Consider the following 20,145-nt stretch of genomic DNA (forward strand, 5'->3'; position numbering starts at 1 on the left):
TCCATCCTTGGGATAAAGACCATGGCCAGAAGACGGCAGATTTACGAAGGCAAGGCGAAGGTTCTGTTCGAGGGCCCCGAGCCGGGAACGATCGTGCAATATTTCAAGGACGACGCCACCGCCTTCAACAACAAGAAAAAAGGCGTGATCACCGGCAAGGGGGTGCTGAACAACCGCATCTCCGAATTCCTGATGATCAAGCTGGCCGAGATCGGCATTCCCACCCATTTCGTGCGCCGCCTCAACATGCGCGAGCAGTTGGTGCGCGAGGTTGAGATCATCCCGCTGGAAGTGGTGATCCGCAACATCGCCGCCGGTTCGTTGTCGCAACGCTACGGCGTGCCCGAGGGCACGGCCCTGCCGCGCTCGATCATCGAATATTACTACAAGAACGACGAACTCAACGACCCCATGGTCAGCGAGGAGCACATCACCGCCTTCGGATGGGCCAACACCCACGACCTCGACGAGATGATGGGGCTTTCGCTTCGCATCAACGATTTCCTGACCGGCCTGTTCCTGGGCGTCGGCATCCGCCTGATCGATTTCAAGCTGGAATTCGGCAGGCTTTGGGAAGGCGAGGAAATGCGCATCGTCCTGGCCGACGAGATCAGCCCCGACAATTGCCGCCTGTGGGACCTGAAGACCAACGAGAAGATGGACAAGGACCGTTTCCGCCGCGATCTGGGCGGCGTGGAAGAGGCTTATCAGGAAGTGGCCCGGCGCTTGGGCATTCTGCCCGAGGGCGGCCCTAGGGACCTTAAGGGTCCCGAGACCATGCAGTGACGGAGAGGCGGGCATGAAAGCCAAGGTCCATGTAACGCTGAAGAACGGCGTGCTCGATCCCCAGGGCAAGGCGGTCGGCCATGCCTTGGAATCGTTGGGGTTCTCGGGCGTCAAGGATGTGCGCATCGGCCGCTTCATCGAAGTCGAACTGGATGAAACGGATGCCGCCAAGGCCAAGGAAGCGGCGGAAAGCATGTGCCGCAAGCTGTTGGCCAACACCGTGATCGAAAATTTCTCGGTCGAAGTGGGTTAAGAGGTTTGCGTAAACGTCATGCCCGGACTTGTTCCGGGCATCCATGCGGATGGCCGGGTCAAGCCCGGCCATGACTTTATGCGGGGGTCATCTTTTCGGCACCGCCGTCACGTCCAGACGCAGGGCTTTCACTAAATTCTTGCCCCGGTCGTCGGGATTGATCAGCACCGAAATGTGCGAGCCGCGCGCTTTTTCGGGCACATCGATTTCGAAGGCGAAATCCTGGCGCCCCGGATTCGGCTTGATGGTGAAACTGTCTTTCTTCATGTCGCGCCCGGCGGAAACGGTCACCGTCAGCTCCGCCTTTTCCTCGACCGAATAGGCCTGGCCGGAAATCCGCACCTTGTTCGCGATCAACAAACCTTCCAGCAAGCGGGTGACCGTTCTGGGCGTTTCGCGGTCGTCAAAGCCGGTGGGAACGATGCCGTCGATCTTATAATCGATCTGCATGCCGTAATAGGGCCGATCAGGAAAGACATCGGCCCTGGCCGCAAGACTTCCCATCAGCAGCGCAGCTACCGCGCCCATGATCCGCTTCATCGTCCCCTCCACCTTCCCAACCACGCCTGACTATCGCCTGACCTCGTTAGAATTCGGTTAAGCCGCCTTTTCCATCGCGTCCAGACGAGCCAGAAGTTCTTGCCGCTGCTGATCGGCGCGTTTGGCGGCCGCCTCTTTCACCGGTCCATAGCCGCGCACCGACATCGGCAGGGCGGCCAGCTCGACGCAAACATCCAGCGTCTGCGCCGACAATCGGTCGGCCATTCCGTCCAGCAGTTGCTCGTACTCGGTCAACAAGCGCAAGTTCATGCGCCGCTCCCGGGCATAGCGAAACGGATCAAGCCAACTGTTGCGAATCCCCTTCACGCCCGCCAGCAGCTTGAAGACGGGCATCATCCAGCCCCCCCAAACCGATTTCCTGGGCCTGCCGCTGGCGTCGTCGATCGCCGCCAGTACCGGGGGGGCCAGATGGAATTTCAAGCGATAGGGGCCTTCGAACTGCGACTGTATTTCTTTCAGGAATTGGGGATCGACCATCAGGCGCGCCACTTCATATTCGTCCTTGATCGCCATCAGCTTGAACAGGCTATCGGCCGCCGCCCAAGCCAGGGCATCGCTGCCCGGCACGGTCACGGATTCCAGGTGGCGGATTTTCGCCACGCGCCTCGCATAGCGCTCGGCATAAGCCTGATCTTGATAGTCGGCCAGCCTAGCCTTGCGTCTGGCGATCCGCTGATCAAGCGTTTGCGACAAATGCCGGTCTTCGCCCAACGTTTCGGGCGGAGCGGCCAGTTGGGCCACGGCGTCAAGGTCGAAGGCGGCGCGGCGCCCCCACAAGAAGGCCTGCTTGTTGAACTCGACCATGGCGCCGTTCAGCGAAATGGCCTGTTCCAGCGACGCATGCGACAAAGGGATCAATCCCTTCTGCCAAGCAAAGCCCACCATGAACAGATTGGTGGCCAGGGCGTCGCCCAGCAGGCTGGCGGCCAAGCGGCTGGCGTCGACGAAGCTAGCTTGTTCGCGCCCCACCGCGTCGATGATGGCCATCTTGAGGCCCTCGGCAGGGAAATCCAGATCGGGCTTGCGCGTGAAATCGGCGGTCATCGCCGTATGGTCGTTGACCACGGCGCTGGCATGGCCCAGGCGCAATTTGGAAACAGCGTCCGGCCCCGCCGCCACCACCATGTCGCAACCCAACAGCAAATGCGCGTTGCAAGCGCCGATGCGCACCGCATGGATCTCGTCTTGCGAAGGGGCTAGGCGGACATGGGTCAGCACCGCGCCGTTCTTCTGGGCCATGCCCAGCATGTCCAGCACCGAAACGCCAAGCCCTTCCAGATGCGCCGCCATGCCCAGCAACGCTCCCACCGTCACCACGCCGGTGCCGCCGATGCCGGTGATCACGATGCCGTAAGGCTCGCCCCCCAGCTTGGGCAATTCAGGGTCCGGCAAATCGGCAAAGGCGACCTTGCCTGCCAAGGGCGCTCGCTTCCTGGGCCTGGCCCCGATCACCGAAACGAAGCTGGGGCAGAAGCCTTTGACGCAGGAATAATCCTTGTTGCAGGAAGATTGGTCGATGGCCCGCTTGCGCCCATATTCGGTCTCGACCGGAACCACGGAAACGCAGTTCGATATCTCGCCGCAATCGCCGCAGCCCTCGCAGATGCGCTCGTTGATCACCAAACGTTGTTCGGGATCGGCCAATTTGCCGCGCTTCCTGCGCCTGCGCTTTTCGGCCGCGCAGGTCTGGTCGTAGATCAGAACGCTGACCCCCGGCCAGTCGCGCAACTCGCGCTGCACCTGATCCAGATAGTCGCGATGATGAAAACTTGTACCCGGCGGAAAACTTTCGCCGATCGGATATTTGTGCGGCTCGTCGCTGACGATGGCGATGCGCGCCACCCCTTCGGCCTCAACCTGCCTGGCCAATTGCGGCACGCTCATCTGGCCGTCGAGCGGCTGTCCGCCGGTCATCGCCACCGCGTCGTTGTAAAGAATTTTGTAGGTGATGTTGACGCCCGCCGAAATCGCGGCGCGCAGGGCCAGAATGCCGGAATGGAAATAGGTGCCGTCGCCCAGATTCTGAAAAACATGCTTGGTTTCTGTAAAGGGCGCCTGGCCGATCCAGGTAGCACCCTCGCCGCCCATCTGGGTGAAGGTTTCGGTCTTGCGGTCCATCCAGGTCGCCATGTAATGGCAGCCGATGCCCGCCAGCGCGCGCGATCCTTCCGGCACCCGGGTCGAGGTGTTGTGCGGACAGCCCGAGCAGAAATAAGGCAGGCGGGCCATTTGGTGCGTGGGATGGCTAAGGCTGTCTTCCTTGGCCTTCAGCCAGTCCAGGCGCTCCTTGATGACGGGGCTGGTCATGAAGCGGTCGATGCGGGCGGCGATCACCTTGGCGATCTCGGCGGGCGACAATTCGCCGTTCGAGGCCAGCAGCCATTTTCCTTCCTCGTCGTATTTGCCGATCACGCGCGGACGCACATCCTCGCGCCAATTGTAAAGCTGCTCCTTTAGCTGATTTTCGATCAGGGGCCGCTTTTCCTCGACGACCAGAATCTCTTCCAGCCCTTCTGCGAAATGGCGAATGCCCTCGCGCTCCAACGGCCAGACCATCCCCACCTTGTAAAGACGAAGGCCGATTTCAGAGGCAAGCTGGTCGTCGATGCCCAGATCGTCAAGTGCTTGGCGCACATCCAGATAGGCCTTGCCGGTGGCGACGATGCCCAGCCTGGGTTCCTTGCAGTCGATGACGGTACGATCGATCCGATTGGCCCGCGCGAAGGCCAGCGCCGCGTCCAGCTTATAACGCATGAGGCGCGATTCTTGGTCCAGCACCTTGTCGGGCCAGCGGATATGCAGCCCGCCCGGCGGCATGTCGAAATCGGGGATGACGAATGACAGGCGCAAGGGATCGATCTGCACCGAGGCCGAACTGTCCACCGTTTCGGCGATGGTCTTCATCGCCACCCATAGACCGGCAAAGCGCGACATGGCGATGCCGAACAGGCCGTAATCCAGAATCTCCTGCACGCCCGCCGGATGCAGCACCGGAATCATGGCGTCCATGAAGGCGTAATCGGATTGATGGGCGGCGGTCGAGGATTTGGCGGCATGGTCGTCGCCCGCCAGCGCCAGCACGCCGCCATGCTGGCTGGTGCCCGCATTGTTGCCATGCTTGAAGACGTCGCCCGAGCGATCGACGCCCGGCCCCTTGCCGTACCAGATGGCGAACACGCCGTCATATTTGGCGCCTTCGAACAGATTGACCTGCTGCGTGCCCCAGCAAGCGGTGGCGGCCAGATCCTCGTTGACGCCGGGCTGGAAATGAATGTGCTGGGATTTCAGAAATTTCTTGGCCGACCACAATTCCTTGTCGAAACCGCCCAAGGGCGAGCCGCGATAGCCCGAGATGAAACCTGCGGTGTTGAGGCCCTGGGCCAAATCCCTGGCCCGCTGCATCATGGGCAGGCGCACCAGGGCTTGGGTGCCGGTCAAAAAAACCCGGCCCCGTTCCTGGGTATATTTGTCCTCTAAGGTGACGTTGGCGATATGCACGGCGCAGCCTCCCGGCGGCTTTTTCTGTCTTTACCTTACGTTACGTTATGGGGGCGAGGCGGGGCCTTGTCTATGCCCAGCGGGCGGGCGGGCGCAAAAAGACAGGACCGTTCCCGCAACTTGACGCCCGCGCACGCCCCTTGCGCCGCCGATCAGGCCTTTGGGAATAAAATTACCGGGGATTTTTGTTGCGGTGCAATATGTTAGGAGCCATCACAGAGCGGGTGGCCTGCTTAATGCGCCTTGTTTGACGAAGGGGCTGGGCAGGGAACTTCTCTTCCTTCGGACAGCGCCTTCAGCCAGTCGCGGACCCGCTCGTGCGAGACCACGCGGCCACGCTTGACCGATTCGCGTGCCCTCTCGATGGCGGCTCGAAGCAATTCGGTCTCCTGATCGTCGACAGTTGGCAAGGTCGGGGCGGTAGTTTTCATGACTTCATCGTTGCGAAATTGGAGGGTTTTGTCGAGTTGATACATTTGCCAGAAGTGATAATATCAGGCATATGCAACCGTAACATGTTGAGTCCCATGTCAAATCCGATCAAGCACGAAGCCCCGCCTCCAGATGAAAAAGACCCCTGGGGTGACGATAAACTTGAACGGAAGAAAGACGCAGAATTTCTAACCCCCATTTTGCTTGGCGTCCACCAACCATTCGTCATCGGCCTCTATTCCGGATATGGCACCGGCAAAACGCATTTTATCCGGCGCTGGATGTGCCACCTCAAGGGCCAATACGATCTTGAGAGCATTTACTTCAACGCCTGGGAAACAGATTTTTCGCAAGAACCATTGTTTGCCTTCATGGATGTAATAAACGAAGAATTTCTACGCTTGTCTGGCCCAAACAAAAAGCGGGTAGCGACAGTTGCAGAATGGACAAAGGCAGCTCTGCGGCACGTCGCCCCAATCGCGGTGAAAGCTACGGCGAAGCACCTTATCGGAGATGAAGCCATCAAAGAGATTGCTGATTTTACCAATACCAACGCCACAGAAGCACTGGGTAAATGGGCTGAAGCAGGACTTAGCGCGCAAGCAGGCGCACGAACGGGAATGAGCAAGTTCAGAAGTGAGCTTGAGAAAATTGTTCAAAAATTGATTGGAAAGAATCAGGGAGGCACCTCCCGCAAGATCGTCGTGTTTATTGACGATCTCGACCGCTGCCGCCCGACATATGCTGTTCAAATCCTAGAAACAATCAAACACTTTTTCAGCGTTCAAGGCCTTGTCTTCGTTCTTGCTGTCGATGACGAACAGCTCAGTAGCGTTTTGAAAGTTGTTTACGGGCATGACATCAATGCTGACGGCTATCTGAGGCGCATGATCGACTGGCGATTCCGTCTACCCAAACCGTCTGCCATTCAGTACGTGGATTATCTTGCCGACAAGTATCTCGAGCCTGAAGCCGATATAACGAATCGGTTCATCTTCTTTGCCGATTTTGCACAGGCTTTTGGATTTTCATTGCGCCAACAGGAGCAGGCGCTCAATGAGATTTTTTTGGCTCGACATAGCAGCAAAGATGGTCTCGATACTCTGACATTGATGGCCATTGAAATGGTGGTAGCAACGCGAATGAAGTGGCCTGATTATTTTCCGCCGCATGACAAAAGTATCCACGCTAAGGACGGCATGCTTCATCAAGCCGGGGAGTTGCTTGGAAAGCAAAATTTGACATATCTTGGCACTAAGCACATTGGCTCATTTTTATTAGATTATATTTTCAAGCCCTACAGACCAGGTGAATCTGGAAACGCTATCAACGCCAAGAGGCATCAAATTCTGAGCAATGAAATTCCTTGTCCCAATCGGACCATCCCCCTTGAAATCATCGAAAAAATCCACGCTGAACTTACAGTTCATCCACACCGACACAATCAGGTCAATGATTCGCCCCCGTCCATCCACGCATTAAAGCGACTGGGGCAGGCGTCGGCTTATTTGTGAGAGTCTAACCCACTTCCGCCTGCGTCACCGACAGGCGCATGCCCAGCACATTCAGCACGGCAAGCAGGGTTTTCAGATTCGGATTTCCTTTGGCCGACAAGGATCGATACAGCGATTCCCGGCTGACCCCCGCTTCTGCCGCCACCGCGCCCAAGCCGCCGTGGGCCTCGGCCACCGTGCGCAGCGCCAGCAATCCGGCGGCGCGATCCTCCGGGTTGTTCAAAGATTCCAACGCCGCCTTCAGATATTCCACCGCCAGACCGTGATCGACGCGCATCTCGCCGACTTCTTGGTCATGGTGGGAAGTTGCGGCTTTGATTTTCCTTGGCATGGCAAGAATGTAACTTAAAAGCTACAAATGGGCAAGTCCCCCTTCTCCTACCCCCTCTATCCGCATCCCCTCAACTTCCCCCCTTTCGCGCAAGGCGCTCGTCGGTTATAGAGGGCGGGCATTTTGGGATAGGCCATGACTGTTCTCATCACCGGCGGCGCCGGATTCATCGGATCGACCTTGTCGCGGGCGCTTTTGGCCCGGGGCGACAGCGTCATCGGCGTCGACAACCTCGATTCCTATTACGACGTCAGCTTGAAGCAGGCTCGCATCGATACGCTGACCGGCAACAAGAACTACGCCTTCCATAAGCTGGACATCGCCGACCGCGAAGCCATGCAGGCTTTGTTCAAGTCGCGCCCCGACATCGACCGGGTGGTCAATCTGGCGGCGCAGGCGGGTGTGCGCTATTCGCTGGTCAATCCTTACGCCTACACCCATTCCAATGTAGAAGGGTTCCTGGTCGTGCTGGAATGCTGCCGCGCCCAGCCCAAGCTCAAGCATCTGGTCTATGCCAGTTCATCCTCGGTCTATGGCGGCAACAAGAAAATGCCTTTCTCGACCGAAGACCGGGTCGACAATCCCATTTCGATGTACGCCGCCACCAAGAAGGCCAACGAGCTGATGGCGCACACCTACAGCCATCTCTACCGCCTGCCCACCACGGGGCTTCGCTATTTCACGGTGTACGGCCCCTGGGGCCGCCCCGACATGGCGGCCTGCATCTTCGCCAAGGCGATCTTGGAAGACAGGCCGATCCCGGTTTTCAACAATGGCGACATGCGCCGCGACTTCACCTATATCGACGACATCGTGGCGGGCACCATCGCCGTTCTCGACCGCCCGCCGCAGCAAGGGCTTGAAGGCGAGGCGCCCTACAATGTCTACAATATCGGCAACAACAATTCCGAACCCCTGATGCGCTTCATTCAATTGATCGAGCAGGCGCTGGGCAAAACGGCGGCCATCGATTTCCTGCCCATGCAGCCGGGCGATGTGCGCGAAACCTATGCCGACATCGACGCCATTCAGAAGGACTGCGGCTATCAGCCCAAGACCACCATCGACGAGGGCATTCCCAAATTCATCGACTGGTATCGCGGCTTTTACAAAGTCTGACGCCAGCGGACGGCCGCCCGCCCGGTCGTCAGACCATCAAGTCCTACAGCTTCGCCAATTCATCCAAGCAGCGCTGCACCTCGCCCGACGGCGTTTCGATCTTGGCGATCTCGTCGATGGCACCCTCGAAATCGCCCGCATTGTATTTGCGCACCGCCTCGATGCCGTGCTTGTGCACTTCGGCATGCGGCTCCAGCATGGCGCGGTAGGCCGGGTGATTCCTGACCTTGGCGTCGGCGACGCCTTCGTACCATTTGCCCAACCGGCAGGTTTGGTGGCTGGACAGTTCGTTGGCGTTCAGCTTGAGCCTTCCGGCCACCATCTCGGCCAGCTTGCGCCGCCAGATCATGTGGTCGTTCTTGGCCAGATGCACGACCTTGTTGCCGGTTTCCAACTTGGCCATTTCGGCCAGCATGGAATCCAGCTTCTCGTTGCCCTTGCCCGACACTTCCAGCAGGGCCGTGATGGCTTCCGAATCCTTGTTCGAGATCGAGGAAATCTCGTCGAGATTCTTGGCGATCTCGGCCGCAGCGATGCGCTGCTGGCCCAGATTGCTGGCAATGTCTTGCATCATGCTGGTGACGTCTTTGATTTCCTTCTCGACCTCTTGCATCTTGCCGACGGTCGACAGCACCACCTGCTCGCCTTCCAGCACGCGCTGGCTGCTTGAACTCATGGCGGTGGTGATGGCGTCCGATTCCTCTTTCAGGGTCTGTATGCGCTTCCTGATGTCCAAGGTGGCCGACGCCGTCTGATTGGCCAGCGTCTTCACCTCATGGGCCACCACGGCGAATCCCTTGCCCGCATCACCCGCCCTGGCGGCTTCGATGGTGGCGTTCAGCGCCAGGATGTTGGTTTGCTTGGCGATCATTTCGATCTGATCGATGATCGAGCCGATGCGGGCCGAGGCATCGGCCAAGCGCTCGACGCTTTGCGACGCCTCGTTGACCGTCTCGACGATGGCATGCACCGCTTGAGCCGCGTGTTGCGCCTCGCTTGCCCCTTCCATCGTCAATCCCTTCACGCGTTCGGCATTGCCCGCCACCAGTTCCGAGGTGCGGCTGATCGCCAGCACGCCCGCCACCAATTCCTCGGTGGCGCTGGAAATGGTGGTGGTGCGCTTGGACAGGTCGCGCACGCTGCGCATGGTCTCGACGGCGCGGGTCACCACGTCGTTCATGCAAACCGCCACCTGCACCGTATCGACCAGCGCCTTGCCGTCCTTGCTTTCCAGATGTCGTACCAGCCCTGCCAGCTTGCCCAACCCTTCGCCGCCATTCTCCAGCAGCGTCAGAAAGGCGCCCTTGACGATCTGTTCAACCACGAGATCAATGTCGGTCGCGTCATTGGCGGGCGCTGCGGCGCTTGCTGCATTTGATGGCAGGGCTGCGGAATTGGAAAACAATGCCATGGAAGCACCCTATTCGATGGTGAACAGCTTGGAGAGCTTGGCGATCTGAACCATATGATCGACCTGGCCTGCCGGGCGGCGCAACACGACTTCGCGGTCGCGATGCTCGACGGCGTCCTTAACGATCAAGAGCATGCCGACGCCAAAGGAATCGATGAAGTCCAAAGCGGACAGATCGATGACGAGGCGACGGTATTCGTCCGCGTTGGTCTTTTTCAAGATTTCACGAAAGATCTTGTGATCGGAAAAAGTCATCCGGCCTTTCAGCGCATAGACCAAATCGCTGCCCAACTTCTGCTCGGAATAGTCCATTCAGCCTCCTGGAGGAACCGGCTCAAGCGAGAATCGCTCATGATAGTTCATGAATAAAGTGGAATATAACGCAACTGGCAAGCAAATCATTTATTTTCAAACGATTTTTCATATTTTCGCCACATGATCCTTGTGGATATGGGTGGTTATAGCCCCACTCCGTCGGGTCTTGCCAGCTAGACAAACGGGTTGGCTTGTGTTTCTTCCAAACTCCACCTATGTGATCATGACGGCGCTCTGGAGGCCAACCGATGCCCATCTGCGGTCAAGACACGATGAAAGCCCGCCGCTCCCTGTCCGTCGAGGGCGAGAGCTACGACTATTTCAGCCTGAACGAAGCGGGATTGGGCGATGTCTTGCGCCTGCCCTTCTCGATCAAAGTGTTGCTGGAGAACCTGCTGCGCTTCGAAGATGGGCGCACGGTCACGGTAGAGGACGTGAAGGCGCTGGCCGACTGGCAGGCCAACCGTGGCAAAACCGAGCGCGAGATCGCCTTTCGTCCGGCCCGCGTCTTGATGCAAGATTTCACCGGCGTTCCGGCGGTGGTCGATCTGGCCGCCATGCGCGACGCCATGGCCAAGCTGGGCGGCGACCCCAAGAAGATCAACCCGCTGGTGCCGGTCGATCTGGTGATCGACCACTCCGTGATGGTCGATTTCTACGCGACCAAAAACGCGCTGATGCAAAACACGGCGCTGGAGTTCGAACGCAACGCCGAACGCTACGCTTTCCTGCGCTGGGGCCAGCAGGCCTTCGACAATTTCCGCGTCGTGCCGCCGGGTACCGGCATTTGCCACCAGGTGAATTGCGAATATCTGGCGCAACTGGCTTGGCTGGGCAAGGACGAGCAGGGCCGCAAGGTCGTTTATCCCGATACGCTGGTCGGCACCGATTCGCACACCACCATGGTCAACGGCATGGCGGTGCTGGGCTGGGGTGTAGGCGGCATCGAAGCCGAGGCGGCCATGCTGGGCCAGCCGGTGTCGATGCTGATCCCCGAGGTGGTGGGTTTCAAGCTGACCGGCGCACTCAAGGAAGGGCTGACCGCCACCGATCTGGTGCTGACCATCACGCAGATGCTGAGAAAGCAGGGCGTGGTCGGCAAATTCGTCGAATTCTTCGGCCCCGGCCTCGATGCGCTGGGGCTGGCCGACCGGCTGACCATCGCCAACATGGCCCCGGAATACGGGGCCACCTGCGGCTTCTTTCCCATCGATGCCGAGACCATCCGCTATCTGACCCTGACGGCGCGCGATCCGCATCGCGTGCGCCTCGTCGAAGCCTATGCCAAAGCGCAGGGCCTGTGGCGCGACCAGACCACCGCCGATCCCCTGTTTACCGACGTGATGGAGCTGGATCTTGGCGCCGTAGAACCCTCGCTGGCCGGACCCAAGCGCCCGCAAGACCGCGTGGCCCTGTCCAAGGCCAAGCAGGGTTTTGCCGAAGCGCTGCCCCTGATCGCCCCCCAGGCCAAGGTGGAGGCGAAGGCCGCCTTGTCGGACGGGCGGGGAAAGATCGGACATGGCGACGTGGTGATCGCCGCAATTACTTCTTGCACCAACACCTCGAATCCCAATGTGCTGATGGCGGCGGGCCTGCTGGCCAAGAAGGCCGTGTTGAAGGGTCTGTCCAGAAAGCCCTGGGTCAAAACGTCGCTGGCGCCTGGGTCGCAAGTAGTGGCCGATTATCTTGAAGTGGCCGGCTTGCAACGCCACCTTGACGCGCTGGGCTTCAACATCGCGGGTTTCGGCTGCACCACCTGCATCGGCAATTCAGGCCCCCTGGACGCGCCCATCGCCGAGGCGGTGGACGCCAACAATCTGGTGGTGGCCGCCGTGCTGTCGGGCAATCGCAATTTCGAAGGCCGCATCAGCCCGCATGTGAAGGCCAATTACCTGACCAGCCCGCCCCTGGTGGTGGCCTACGCCATCGCGGGCACCATGAATATCGATCTGACTTGCGAGCCTTTGGGCCTGGACACCAAAGGACAGCCGGTGTTCTTGAAGGACATCTGGCCCTCGGGCGCGGAGATTCGCCAAGCTATCGAAGGCGCAGTATCCGCCGAAGGCTATCGCCGACGCTATGCCGACGTGTTCAAAGGCACCAAGGATTGGCAGGCCATTCATGCCGCGACCAGCCAAACCTACGCCTGGGACGACGCATCCACCTATATCCAGAATCCGCCCTATTTCGTGGGCATGGACAAAGAGCCGCCCAAGGGATTCGCCGACATCGCCAAGGCCCGTCCGCTGGCCATCCTGGGCGATTCCATCACCACCGACCATATCAGCCCGGCTGGCAACATCAAGAAAGCGACGCCCGCCGGCCAGTATCTGAACCTGCGCGGCGTCGAGCAGAAGGATTTCAATTCCTATGGCGCCAGAAGGGGCAGCCATGACGTGATGATGCGCGGCACCTTCGCCAATGTGCGCATCAAGAACGAGATGGCGCCCGGCACCGAAGGCGGCGTGACCCGCTTCATGCCCTCGGGCGAAGAGATGTTCATTTACGACGCCGCCATGAAATACAAAGCGCTGGGCGTGCCGCTGATCGTGGTGGCGGGCAAGGAATACGGCACCGGATCAAGCCGCGACTGGGCGGCCAAAGGCACCAATCTGTTGGGCGTGAAGGCCGTGCTGGCCGAAAGTTTCGAGCGCATCCACCGCTCGAACTTGGTCGGCATGGGCGTGTTGCCCTTGCAGTTCAAGCCGGGCCAGGACCGCAAGAGCCTGAAACTGGACGGCAGCGAAATTTTCGCCATCACCGGCATCAAGGCTGGCATTACGCCCAAGCAGGACGTCACCGTCGCCGTCACCCGCGCCGACGGATCGACGCAGGAATTCCAAGCCATCTTGCGCATCGATACCGGCGACGAAGTTTCCTATTTCCGACACGGAGGGATACTTCCCTTCGTGCTGCGCACTTTGGTGTAGAGCCTTAAAACCTGCCCAAGTGACGCGCCGGGGATCCCCGGAGGCCCGCCCGCCTCCGGGGATTTTCTTTGGGGGGCATGACAATGGGGGCCGATGTAGTTATAGTCTTAACGGTTGACCAAGGAAAATTGAGATGTCGCCAAGCACCCAGGCATTGATCGAGAAAATCGAGGCCCTGCCCGCCGACCGGTTGGCCGAGGTCGAGGATTTCGTCGATTTCATCCGCTCGCGCGACCAGGACCGGCAGCTTTCCCGTGCCGCCGTCAAAGCCAGCGCCAAATCCTTCGACAGCGTCTGGAACAACCCGGAAGACGACGTTTACGATTCAGTTTAGTGATTTGCGTCATGGCCGGGCTTGACCCGGCCATCCACAATGAAGTCCGTTATCGAAATACATCCTGCCGATGCTTCTCGAAATAGCTCTTCACGGCAAATCCCATTTCGAAATCAATATACTTATTTAGCATTGTCGATGTGCCATCCTTAAAAGTTACTCGGCACAGCGCCAAAAATGGTCCGTAAGCGGACGTTCTCACTCCAATGAGCTCTCCCACACGAGAGGCGACGTAAATTTTATTTCCCCAATAATGGCCAAAGAAGAACTCCGCCTTTTCAATGTCTGAGTAATCACCGCTCTTATGCCTGATAAGATAAATAAAAATGTCATATTCCTGCCCATCACTTTTTGATGGTTCGAGAACATAACTTATAAAATAACCTCGAGATGATACGTAAACTGCATTTCTTGTCTCCGACCAGTCTTCTGGCGTCGATGAAGAGGGGGTTTTATCCGTTGAGCCATTTGTTCCAGGCCGAGCAAATTCTAACCGCTCAAGCTCGGGCCTTTGCGCTTCAAGAAAATGCGCCTCGTTTTTGAAATCGGAAGGCGCGTAAAGTTTTCTGTGATGAGTGCTTACAAGCCACGCAAAGACCCCCAGCACAACAGCCGGGAAGAGGACCATGAACCAAATGATTGGCATTCTCTCTGCTGCCTGAAGATAGCTTGAGGCACCAACCACAAGGCAGGCAAATCCGTAAATCAGGACAATGAACAAGGCTATGATACCCAAGGGATTTTTGGCTAATCCCTGAGCGACATCTCCAAATTCTTTAATAGGGGTGCTCACTATCCTCTCTCCCGTCATGGCCGGGTTTGACCCGGCCATCTACGCGCTGGTTGCGACAAGACGGCGAATCATTCTACGATTAGCATATGCAAGGCGGATATGTCTACATCATGACCAGCAGCCCGAACGGGACGCCTTATGTCGGTGTCACGAGCAATCTGCCGCGCAGGGCTTGGGAACATCGCGAAGGCATGGCCGACGGCTTTGCAAAAAGCATGACTTAACGCGCCTTGTCTATGCCGAACGCCACGACGACATCCAGACGGCCCTTCAACGTGAAAAGAACATGAAGCATTGGCCGCGCGCCTGGAAAGTCCGGCTGATTTTGGATTCTAAACCGGCCTGGGACGATTTATATGGTCGATTGTCTTAAGTTCGTGGATGGCCGGGTCAAGCCCGGCCATGACGGTAGAGGGGGGCTGCTTTTTCGAGATGGTCCTTCCGCCCACGCACTTTTGATGCTATTGTGTACACCTGCATCAAGGAGCATCGCATGTCCGCCACCGTCCCTGTGACCGTTCGGGTTTCCGTCGAAGTCAACGAGAAGCTGGAGCAATTGGCCAAGGCCACAAGACGCAGCAAGTCGTGGTTGGCCAGCGAGGCCATCGGTGGTTTCGTCAAATCCGAAAGCGACTATCTGGCCGCCGTCGATGAGGGGCGCCAAGCCGCTCGAGCAGGCCGCACCATTCCTCATGAAGAAATGCGGGCATGGCTACTCTCCTGGGGCACGGATCATGAATTGCCCCCGCCCAAGGTCGGATGAAGAAATATCGGATCATCTGGACGGAACCTGCCGCCACGGATCTGGAAGCCCTCCATCATTTTATAGCGCTGGACGATCCAAGAGCCGCCCAGCGGGTCGCTGCGGAAATAGTCCAAAGGACCAGCCAGCTTGACGCCATGCCGCTGCGAGGCCGCCCAGGCCGCGACCCCTTGACGCGAGAGCTGGTCTTAAGCGGGTGGCCCTGGATCGTCGTCTACGAAATCGTGCAAGACGAGGTTCAGATTTTGCGCGTCTTCCACGCCGCCCAAGACAGAATGGACGAGGACGCCCCCTCATGATGGCCGTGTCGCATGTGGTGATCGGCGCCAGCCTGTGGGCGGGCGTGGCTTACGCCAGCGGCCAGCCCGCCGAACCCGCCGCCCTGGGGCTGGCCGCCCTGGGATCGTTGCTGCCCGACATCGACCATCCCCAATCCTGGGCGGGCAGGCGCATGGCCCTGATTTCCATCCCCTTGGCCGCCCTGATCGGGCATCGGGGCGTCACCCATTCCCTGCTGGCCGTGGCGGCCTTCGCCCTTATTCTGGCTCTGTTCGGCCCCGGCCATCTGGCCGCCCCCCTGGCAGTGGGATATCTGTCGCATCTGCTGGCCGACAGCCTGACCTTGTCGGGCATTCCCCTGGCTTGGCCCAGCAAGCAGGCCTACGGATTGCGCTTGGTTCGCACCGGCAGTTTGGCCGAGATCGCCCTGATCGGCGCGTTGGGGGCCGGGCTGGCCGCCGCGGGGGCCGAAACGGGCGATCTGGCCAAGGCCGGAAAGGCCTTTAAAGAGGTCTTGAGGGCCGTGGAATCCCGTTGACAAGGGCGAAACCCAAGACTATGTTCCGCCCTCTCGTGGCGAACAGGGTTTGCCGCGCATACTTATTTTGACAGGTGGGTCATGTTCGCAGTGGTCAAGACGGGCGGCAAGCAGTACCGGGTCGCCGAAAACGACATCATCACCGTGGAAAAGCTGGTTGGCGAGCCGGGTACGGTCCTTACGCTGGATCAGGTTTTGATGGCGGGCGGCAAGGTGGGCAGGCCGTTGCTGGCGGGCGCTTCGGTTTCGGCCGAGATCGTCGAGCAGACGCGCGGACCCAAGCTGATCGTCTTCAAGAAGCGCAGGCGCAAAAGCTCGCGCCGCAAGAACGGTCATCGCCAGGATCTGACGACGATCAAGATCACCGGCATCAAGGCCTAAGCGCCTTTCGGAGGATTTAGAGATGGCACATAAAAAGGCAGGCGGCAGCTCACGCAACGGCCGCGATTCGAACGCCCAGCGCCTGGGCGTCAAGCGTTTCGGCGGTCAGGCGGTTCTGGCCGGCAATATCCTGGTTCGCCAGCGCGGCACCCAGTTCCATCCGGGCGCCAATGTCGGCATCGGCAAGGATCACACCTTGTTCGCGCTGATCAACGGCAAGGTGGGTTTCGCCACCGGCATCAAGGGCCGCACTTTCGTGTCGGTCGAGAGCGCCGAGTAACAGCGAACGCCTTATAGTTCTGCGAAGGGGAAGGCGCCGCCTTCCCCTTTTTGCTTTCTGGAAATAGACTGTCGCCATGAAATTCCTAGACGAGTGCAAGATCTATCTGCAAAGCGGCGACGGCGGCGCTGGCGCCTGCTCGTTTCGGCGCGAGCGCTTCATCGAATTCGGCGGACCCGATGGCGGCAACGGCGGCAAGGGCGGCGACATCACCTTCGTCGGCCACCAGAACCTCAACACCCTGATCGATTTTCGCTATCGCCAGCATTTCAAGGCCGAGAAGGGCCATCACGGCATGGGCCGCAACCGCACCGGGGCCGACGGCGACGGGCTGGAAATCGCGGTGCCGATCGGCACGCAGATCCTGACCGAGGACAAGGAAGAGGTGCTGGCCGACGTCACCGAGGACGGCCAGCGCGTGCTGTTGCTGCAAGGAGGCGACGGCGGGTTCGGCAACATGCATTTCAAAAGCTCGACCAATCAAGCGCCCAGGCGCGCCGACGACGGCTGGCCGGGCAAGGAAATGTGGGTCTGGCTGCGCCTGAAATTGATCGCCGACGTGGGGCTGGTGGGTCTGCCCAATGCGGGCAAATCCACCTTCCTGGCCGCCGTCACCCATGCCAGACCCAAGATCGCCGCCTATCCCTTCACCACCTTGCATCCCAATCTGGGCGTGGCCTATGTCGATGAGCGCGAATTCGTGATCGCCGACATTCCCGGCCTGATCGAAGGCGCTCACGAAGGGGCCGGGCTGGGCGACCGTTTCCTGGGCCATGTCGAACGCTGCCGGGTGCTTTTGCATCTGGTCGACGCCACCGAGGAAGACGTAGCCGCCAGTTGGCGCACGGTCAGGCGCGAGCTGAAGGCCTATGGCAACGGGTTGGACAAGAAAATCGAGATCACGGCGCTCAACAAGATCGACGCCCTGACTCCCGAAGAGATCGCCGCCAAACAGGCCCAGTTGAAGAAGGCGACAAGGCGCGCCGTCCATCCCATTTCCGGCGTCTCAAGCGAAGGCGTGAAGGACGTGCTGCGCATCTTGGACCAGACCATTCAGAAGGCCAAGGGGAAGGGTTCGGAAAAATGAAGGCCAACCCCTTGCGCGCTGCGAAACGCGTGGTGGTGAAAATCGGCTCGTCGCTGCTGGTCGACGAGAATAGCGGCCATGTGCGGCGCAAATGGCTGGAAACCCTGGCCGACGACATTGCGGCCCTTCGGCAAAAGGGTGCTGACGTCATCGTGGTGACGTCGGGCGCCATCGCGGTCGGCAGGCGGCCCCTGGGCTTGAAGCCCGGTCCCTTGCGCCTTGATGAAAAACAGGCCGCCGCCGCCGCCGGACAGATCCGTTTGGCCCACGCCTATCAAGAAGCGCTGGCCAGGCACAATATCGTGGCGGCCCAGGTGTTGCTGACGCTGGAAGACAGCGAGAACCGCAACCGCTACCTCAACGCCCGCAATACGCTGATCACCCTGCTGGCCCAGGGCGCCGTGCCGGTCATCAACGAAAACGACACCGTGGCCACCCAGGAAATCCGCTTTGGCGACAACGACCGCTTGGCGGCGCGCGTGGCCGAAATGACGGGTGCTGACGTGCTGGTGCTGTTTTCGGACATCGATGGGCTTTACACCAATGATCCGCGCAAGCAGCCGGACGCCGAATTCCTGGCGGAAATCCGCGAAATCACCCCCAAGATCGAATCCATGGCGGGCAGCGTGGGATCAAGCGTCGGTTCGGGCGGCATGGTTACCAAGCTGATCGCGGCCAAGATCGCCATGGGGGCAGGCTGCAAGATGGCGATCGGGTTGGGCGATGCGCTCAATCCCTTGTCCAGGCTTGAGAACGGCGGACGCTGCACTTGGTTCATTCCGCAATCGGAACCCAGGCAGGCCCGCAAAAGCTGGATCGCGGGCGCATTGTCGGTTTCGGGCACGCTGGTGTTGGACGACGGCGCGGTGGCGGCCCTGTCCAAGGGGCGGTCCTTGCTGCCGGCCGGCGTGGTGCAGGTCGATGGACAGTTCCAGAAGGGCGATTGCGTGGCCTTCGCCGACAAGAAGGGGCATGTGCTGGGACGCGGGCTGGTGGCTTACGGCGCCGACGAAGCCAAGCGGATTGCCGGGCGCCAAAGCGGCGAGATCGAGGCCATTCTTGGCTATCGGGGCAAGGAAGAACTGGTCCACCGCGACGATCTGGTGGTGGAATAGTTATTTAGGGTTCCTCGCCGTTTCATGTGGATTTGCCAATCCTTCAGAGGCCAGTAAACATATCGTCATGCCCGGCCTTGAGCCGGGCATCCACGCCTTGCCTTCTGATGCTTATGTAAGAAAATCGTGGATGGCCGGGTCAAGCCCGGCCATGACGGATTGAAACATCCGACAAATTCCACTTCCAACGTCGAAGGGTCTTGTTTAGCTGCGCTCCGACCCCGGCAGCATCACGTCGTCGTCCGAGAAGGTGCAACGCGCCTTGCCGGTGCTTTTCGACTTGTACATGCGCTGATCGGCCAGTTCCACCAGTTGCGGCCAGTCCTGCACGCCGTCGCGGATGCGTTCCGCCACGCCGATGCTGGCCGTCACCGGACCGTCGCCGCCGGGCCGGTCGCCCAACCATTCCTGCATGACGCGCTGAAGCGCTATGCGCGCACCTTGCGGGTCGGCCCCCATCATCACCACCAGAAACTCCTCGCCGCCCCAGCGGATGACGGAATCGCCCTGGCGCAGCAAACGCCCCAGCTTTTGCGACGCCACGCGCAGCACGCGGTCGCCTTCGTCATGGCCGTGCACGTCGTTGACGCTTTTGAAATTGTCGATGTCGAAGAAGGCCAGGGTCATGGGCAGACCGCGATCAAGACTGTCCTTGAACTGGCTGTCCAGCAGTTCCATGCCGCTGCGTCTTGTGAAGGCGCCGGTCAGCGTGTCGTGGCTGGCGCGTTTCAGAAGGGCGATCATGTAATGCAGCTGAATCATTCCGGCGAAGGCATAGATGCCCAGGATGACCGCCAGAACCCACAGCGTGGTCAGTTCACGCGTCCAGTCAAAACGCCCGGCCACCACCGGCCCCAGCGCCGCCAGTCCCAGAACCACCAAGGCGAACAGCAGCCCTTCCGACACCACAAGCGGATAGACGGAAAGACCGGCCAGCACGATGAAAGGCAGGGCGTCGTAAAGCCTGGCGTTGATCAGCGCCAATCCCGTCAGCTCGACGCCTTGGAAGACGAATTGCGCCGCCAGAAAAAAACTGAGCGGGATGGACAGGATAAGGGCCAGCACCGCCAACGCGCCCGCGAGGTTCCATTCGCGCCTGGGCGGCAGGGCCACGAAGGCGAACACCACCGAGGCGATCAAACGGATGACCGCCAGATACCCCCATTCCGGCCAGGGCAAGGTGATGGCGTCAAGCGCGATCCACAACAAGGTCAGGACCGAGAAAGCGCCCGCCACCATGCGGGTGCGCAACAAGATCGCTTCCACCCGATGGCGGGTCAGATAGGTCGAATGTCCCTGAGCGAACAGCACGTCGGGCAACTGCGTGCGCGCATATTGCAGCGCCGCCGACTTAAGCGCTTGCAACCCGCCCACCCCCTGTTTGCTGTTTCGATGCCTATTATCCCGCATCCCGTTTTCCGGTGT

General features: G+C 59.7%; 21 protein-coding genes and 1 pseudogene. 14 read left to right on the forward strand and 8 right to left on the reverse strand.

The window, feature by feature from the left end; all coding sequences use genetic code 11:
- Positions 1-21: 21 nt before the first annotated feature.
- Both HQL44_11895 and purS read left to right on the forward strand, forming a co-directional pair.
- Positions 22-786 carry a phosphoribosylaminoimidazolesuccinocarboxamide synthase gene (locus HQL44_11895; protein MBF0269282.1) on the forward strand — a complete coding sequence of 255 codons (765 nt, stop codon included), beginning with the start codon at positions 22-24 and terminating at the stop codon, positions 784-786.
- Between the two features lie 13 nt (positions 787-799).
- Positions 800-1,039, forward strand: a complete 240-nt coding sequence (purS, locus tag HQL44_11900) for a phosphoribosylformylglycinamidine synthase subunit PurS (protein ID MBF0269283.1) — start codon at positions 800-802, stop codon at positions 1,037-1,039.
- 87 nt (positions 1,040-1,126) lie between these two features.
- Here the strand turns inward: purS and HQL44_11905 are convergent, their stop codons facing one another.
- From HQL44_11905 to HQL44_11915, 3 genes are all read right to left on the reverse strand, one after another.
- On the reverse strand, positions 1,127-1,579 hold the full coding sequence (locus tag HQL44_11905) for a hypothetical protein (protein ID MBF0269284.1): 453 nt from the start codon (positions 1,577-1,579) through the stop codon (positions 1,127-1,129).
- 57 nt (positions 1,580-1,636) lie between these two features.
- Positions 1,637-5,098: an indolepyruvate ferredoxin oxidoreductase family protein gene (locus HQL44_11910; protein ID MBF0269285.1), complete on the reverse strand. Its 3,462-nt coding sequence runs from the start codon at positions 5,096-5,098 to the stop codon at positions 1,637-1,639.
- A gap of 233 nt (positions 5,099-5,331) precedes the next feature.
- Entirely contained in the window at positions 5,332-5,529 is a 198-nt protein-coding gene (locus tag HQL44_11915; protein ID MBF0269286.1) for a hypothetical protein, read from the reverse strand.
- 96 nt (positions 5,530-5,625) lie between these two features.
- On the opposite strand from HQL44_11915, the gene HQL44_11920 reads away from it, so the two are divergent.
- Entirely contained in the window at positions 5,626-7,044 is a 1,419-nt protein-coding gene (locus HQL44_11920; protein MBF0269287.1) for a hypothetical protein, read from the forward strand.
- A gap of 4 nt (positions 7,045-7,048) precedes the next feature.
- Here HQL44_11920 and HQL44_11925 read toward each other — a convergent pair whose 3' ends face one another.
- Complete coding sequence (locus tag HQL44_11925) at positions 7,049-7,375, reverse strand: putative addiction module antidote protein (GenBank protein ID MBF0269288.1); 327 nt, start codon at positions 7,373-7,375, stop codon at positions 7,049-7,051.
- A 135-nt stretch (positions 7,376-7,510) separates the two neighbouring features.
- Between HQL44_11925 and HQL44_11930 the strand changes: the two genes are divergently transcribed.
- Positions 7,511-8,494, forward strand: a complete 984-nt coding sequence (locus tag HQL44_11930) for a GDP-mannose 4,6-dehydratase (GenBank protein ID MBF0269289.1) — start codon at positions 7,511-7,513, stop codon at positions 8,492-8,494.
- 43 nt (positions 8,495-8,537) lie between these two features.
- On the opposite strand, the gene HQL44_11935 is transcribed toward HQL44_11930, so the two are convergent.
- Both HQL44_11935 and HQL44_11940 read right to left on the reverse strand, forming a co-directional pair.
- On the reverse strand, positions 8,538-9,905 hold the full coding sequence (locus HQL44_11935) for a CZB domain-containing protein (protein ID MBF0269290.1): 1,368 nt from the start codon (positions 9,903-9,905) through the stop codon (positions 8,538-8,540).
- Between the two features lie 9 nt (positions 9,906-9,914).
- Complete coding sequence (locus HQL44_11940; GenBank protein MBF0269291.1) at positions 9,915-10,217, reverse strand: STAS domain-containing protein; 303 nt, start codon at positions 10,215-10,217, stop codon at positions 9,915-9,917.
- A 251-nt stretch (positions 10,218-10,468) separates the two neighbouring features.
- Between HQL44_11940 and acnA the strand changes: the two genes are divergently transcribed.
- Both acnA and HQL44_11950 read left to right on the forward strand, forming a co-directional pair.
- Positions 10,469-13,150: an aconitate hydratase AcnA gene (gene acnA, locus HQL44_11945; protein ID MBF0269292.1), complete on the forward strand. Its 2,682-nt coding sequence runs from the start codon at positions 10,469-10,471 to the stop codon at positions 13,148-13,150.
- 133 nt (positions 13,151-13,283) lie between these two features.
- Positions 13,284-13,484, forward strand: coding sequence for a toxin-antitoxin system, antitoxin component, Xre family protein (locus HQL44_11950; GenBank protein MBF0269293.1), 201 nt, complete (start codon positions 13,284-13,286; stop codon positions 13,482-13,484).
- A 49-nt stretch (positions 13,485-13,533) separates the two neighbouring features.
- Here HQL44_11950 and HQL44_11955 read toward each other — a convergent pair whose 3' ends face one another.
- Positions 13,534-14,277 carry a hypothetical protein gene (locus tag HQL44_11955; protein ID MBF0269294.1) on the reverse strand — a complete coding sequence of 248 codons (744 nt, stop codon included), beginning with the start codon at positions 14,275-14,277 and terminating at the stop codon, positions 13,534-13,536.
- A gap of 86 nt (positions 14,278-14,363) precedes the next feature.
- Here HQL44_11955 and HQL44_11960 point away from each other — a divergent pair.
- The 8 genes and pseudogenes from HQL44_11960 to HQL44_11995 all read left to right on the forward strand — a co-directional run bounded on the left by HQL44_11960 (position 14,364) and on the right by HQL44_11995 (position 18,720).
- Positions 14,364-14,650: pseudogene (locus tag HQL44_11960) on the forward strand (GIY-YIG nuclease family protein).
- A gap of 120 nt (positions 14,651-14,770) precedes the next feature.
- Positions 14,771-15,040: a CopG family ribbon-helix-helix protein gene (locus HQL44_11965; protein ID MBF0269295.1), complete on the forward strand. Its 270-nt coding sequence runs from the start codon at positions 14,771-14,773 to the stop codon at positions 15,038-15,040.
- Positions 15,037-15,339 (forward strand): type II toxin-antitoxin system RelE/ParE family toxin, encoded by a 303-nt coding sequence (locus tag HQL44_11970; GenBank protein MBF0269296.1) that lies wholly within the window; start codon positions 15,037-15,039, stop codon positions 15,337-15,339. The genes HQL44_11965 and HQL44_11970 overlap by 4 nt, the downstream gene beginning before the upstream one ends.
- The gene (locus HQL44_11975) at positions 15,336-15,857 is read left to right on the forward strand and encodes a metal-dependent hydrolase (GenBank protein MBF0269297.1); all 522 of its coding nucleotides are present in this window, start codon (positions 15,336-15,338) and stop codon (positions 15,855-15,857) included. Before HQL44_11970 ends, HQL44_11975 begins: the two co-directional genes overlap by 4 nt.
- An 81-nt stretch (positions 15,858-15,938) precedes the next feature.
- Positions 15,939-16,238 carry a 50S ribosomal protein L21 gene (gene rplU / locus HQL44_11980; protein MBF0269298.1) on the forward strand — a complete coding sequence of 100 codons (300 nt, stop codon included), beginning with the start codon at positions 15,939-15,941 and terminating at the stop codon, positions 16,236-16,238.
- 22 nt (positions 16,239-16,260) lie between these two features.
- Positions 16,261-16,518 carry a 50S ribosomal protein L27 gene (gene rpmA, locus HQL44_11985; protein MBF0269299.1) on the forward strand — a complete coding sequence of 86 codons (258 nt, stop codon included), beginning with the start codon at positions 16,261-16,263 and terminating at the stop codon, positions 16,516-16,518.
- A 76-nt stretch (positions 16,519-16,594) separates the two neighbouring features.
- Positions 16,595-17,605, forward strand: coding sequence for a GTPase ObgE (gene obgE, locus HQL44_11990; GenBank protein ID MBF0269300.1), 1,011 nt, complete (start codon positions 16,595-16,597; stop codon positions 17,603-17,605).
- A complete protein-coding gene (locus HQL44_11995) occupies positions 17,602-18,720 on the forward strand; it encodes a glutamate 5-kinase (GenBank protein ID MBF0269301.1) in 1,119 nt (372 codons plus the stop codon). Before obgE ends, HQL44_11995 begins: the two co-directional genes overlap by 4 nt.
- 204 nt (positions 18,721-18,924) lie before the next feature.
- On the opposite strand, the gene HQL44_12000 is transcribed toward HQL44_11995, so the two are convergent.
- Positions 18,925-20,130, reverse strand: coding sequence for a GGDEF domain-containing protein (locus HQL44_12000; GenBank protein MBF0269302.1), 1,206 nt, complete (start codon positions 20,128-20,130; stop codon positions 18,925-18,927).
- Between the last annotated feature and the right edge of the window lie 15 nt (positions 20,131-20,145).

The organism is Alphaproteobacteria bacterium, from assembly GCA_015231795.1.
GTDB lineage: Bacteria > Pseudomonadota > Alphaproteobacteria > Rhodospirillales > WMHbin7 > WMHbin7.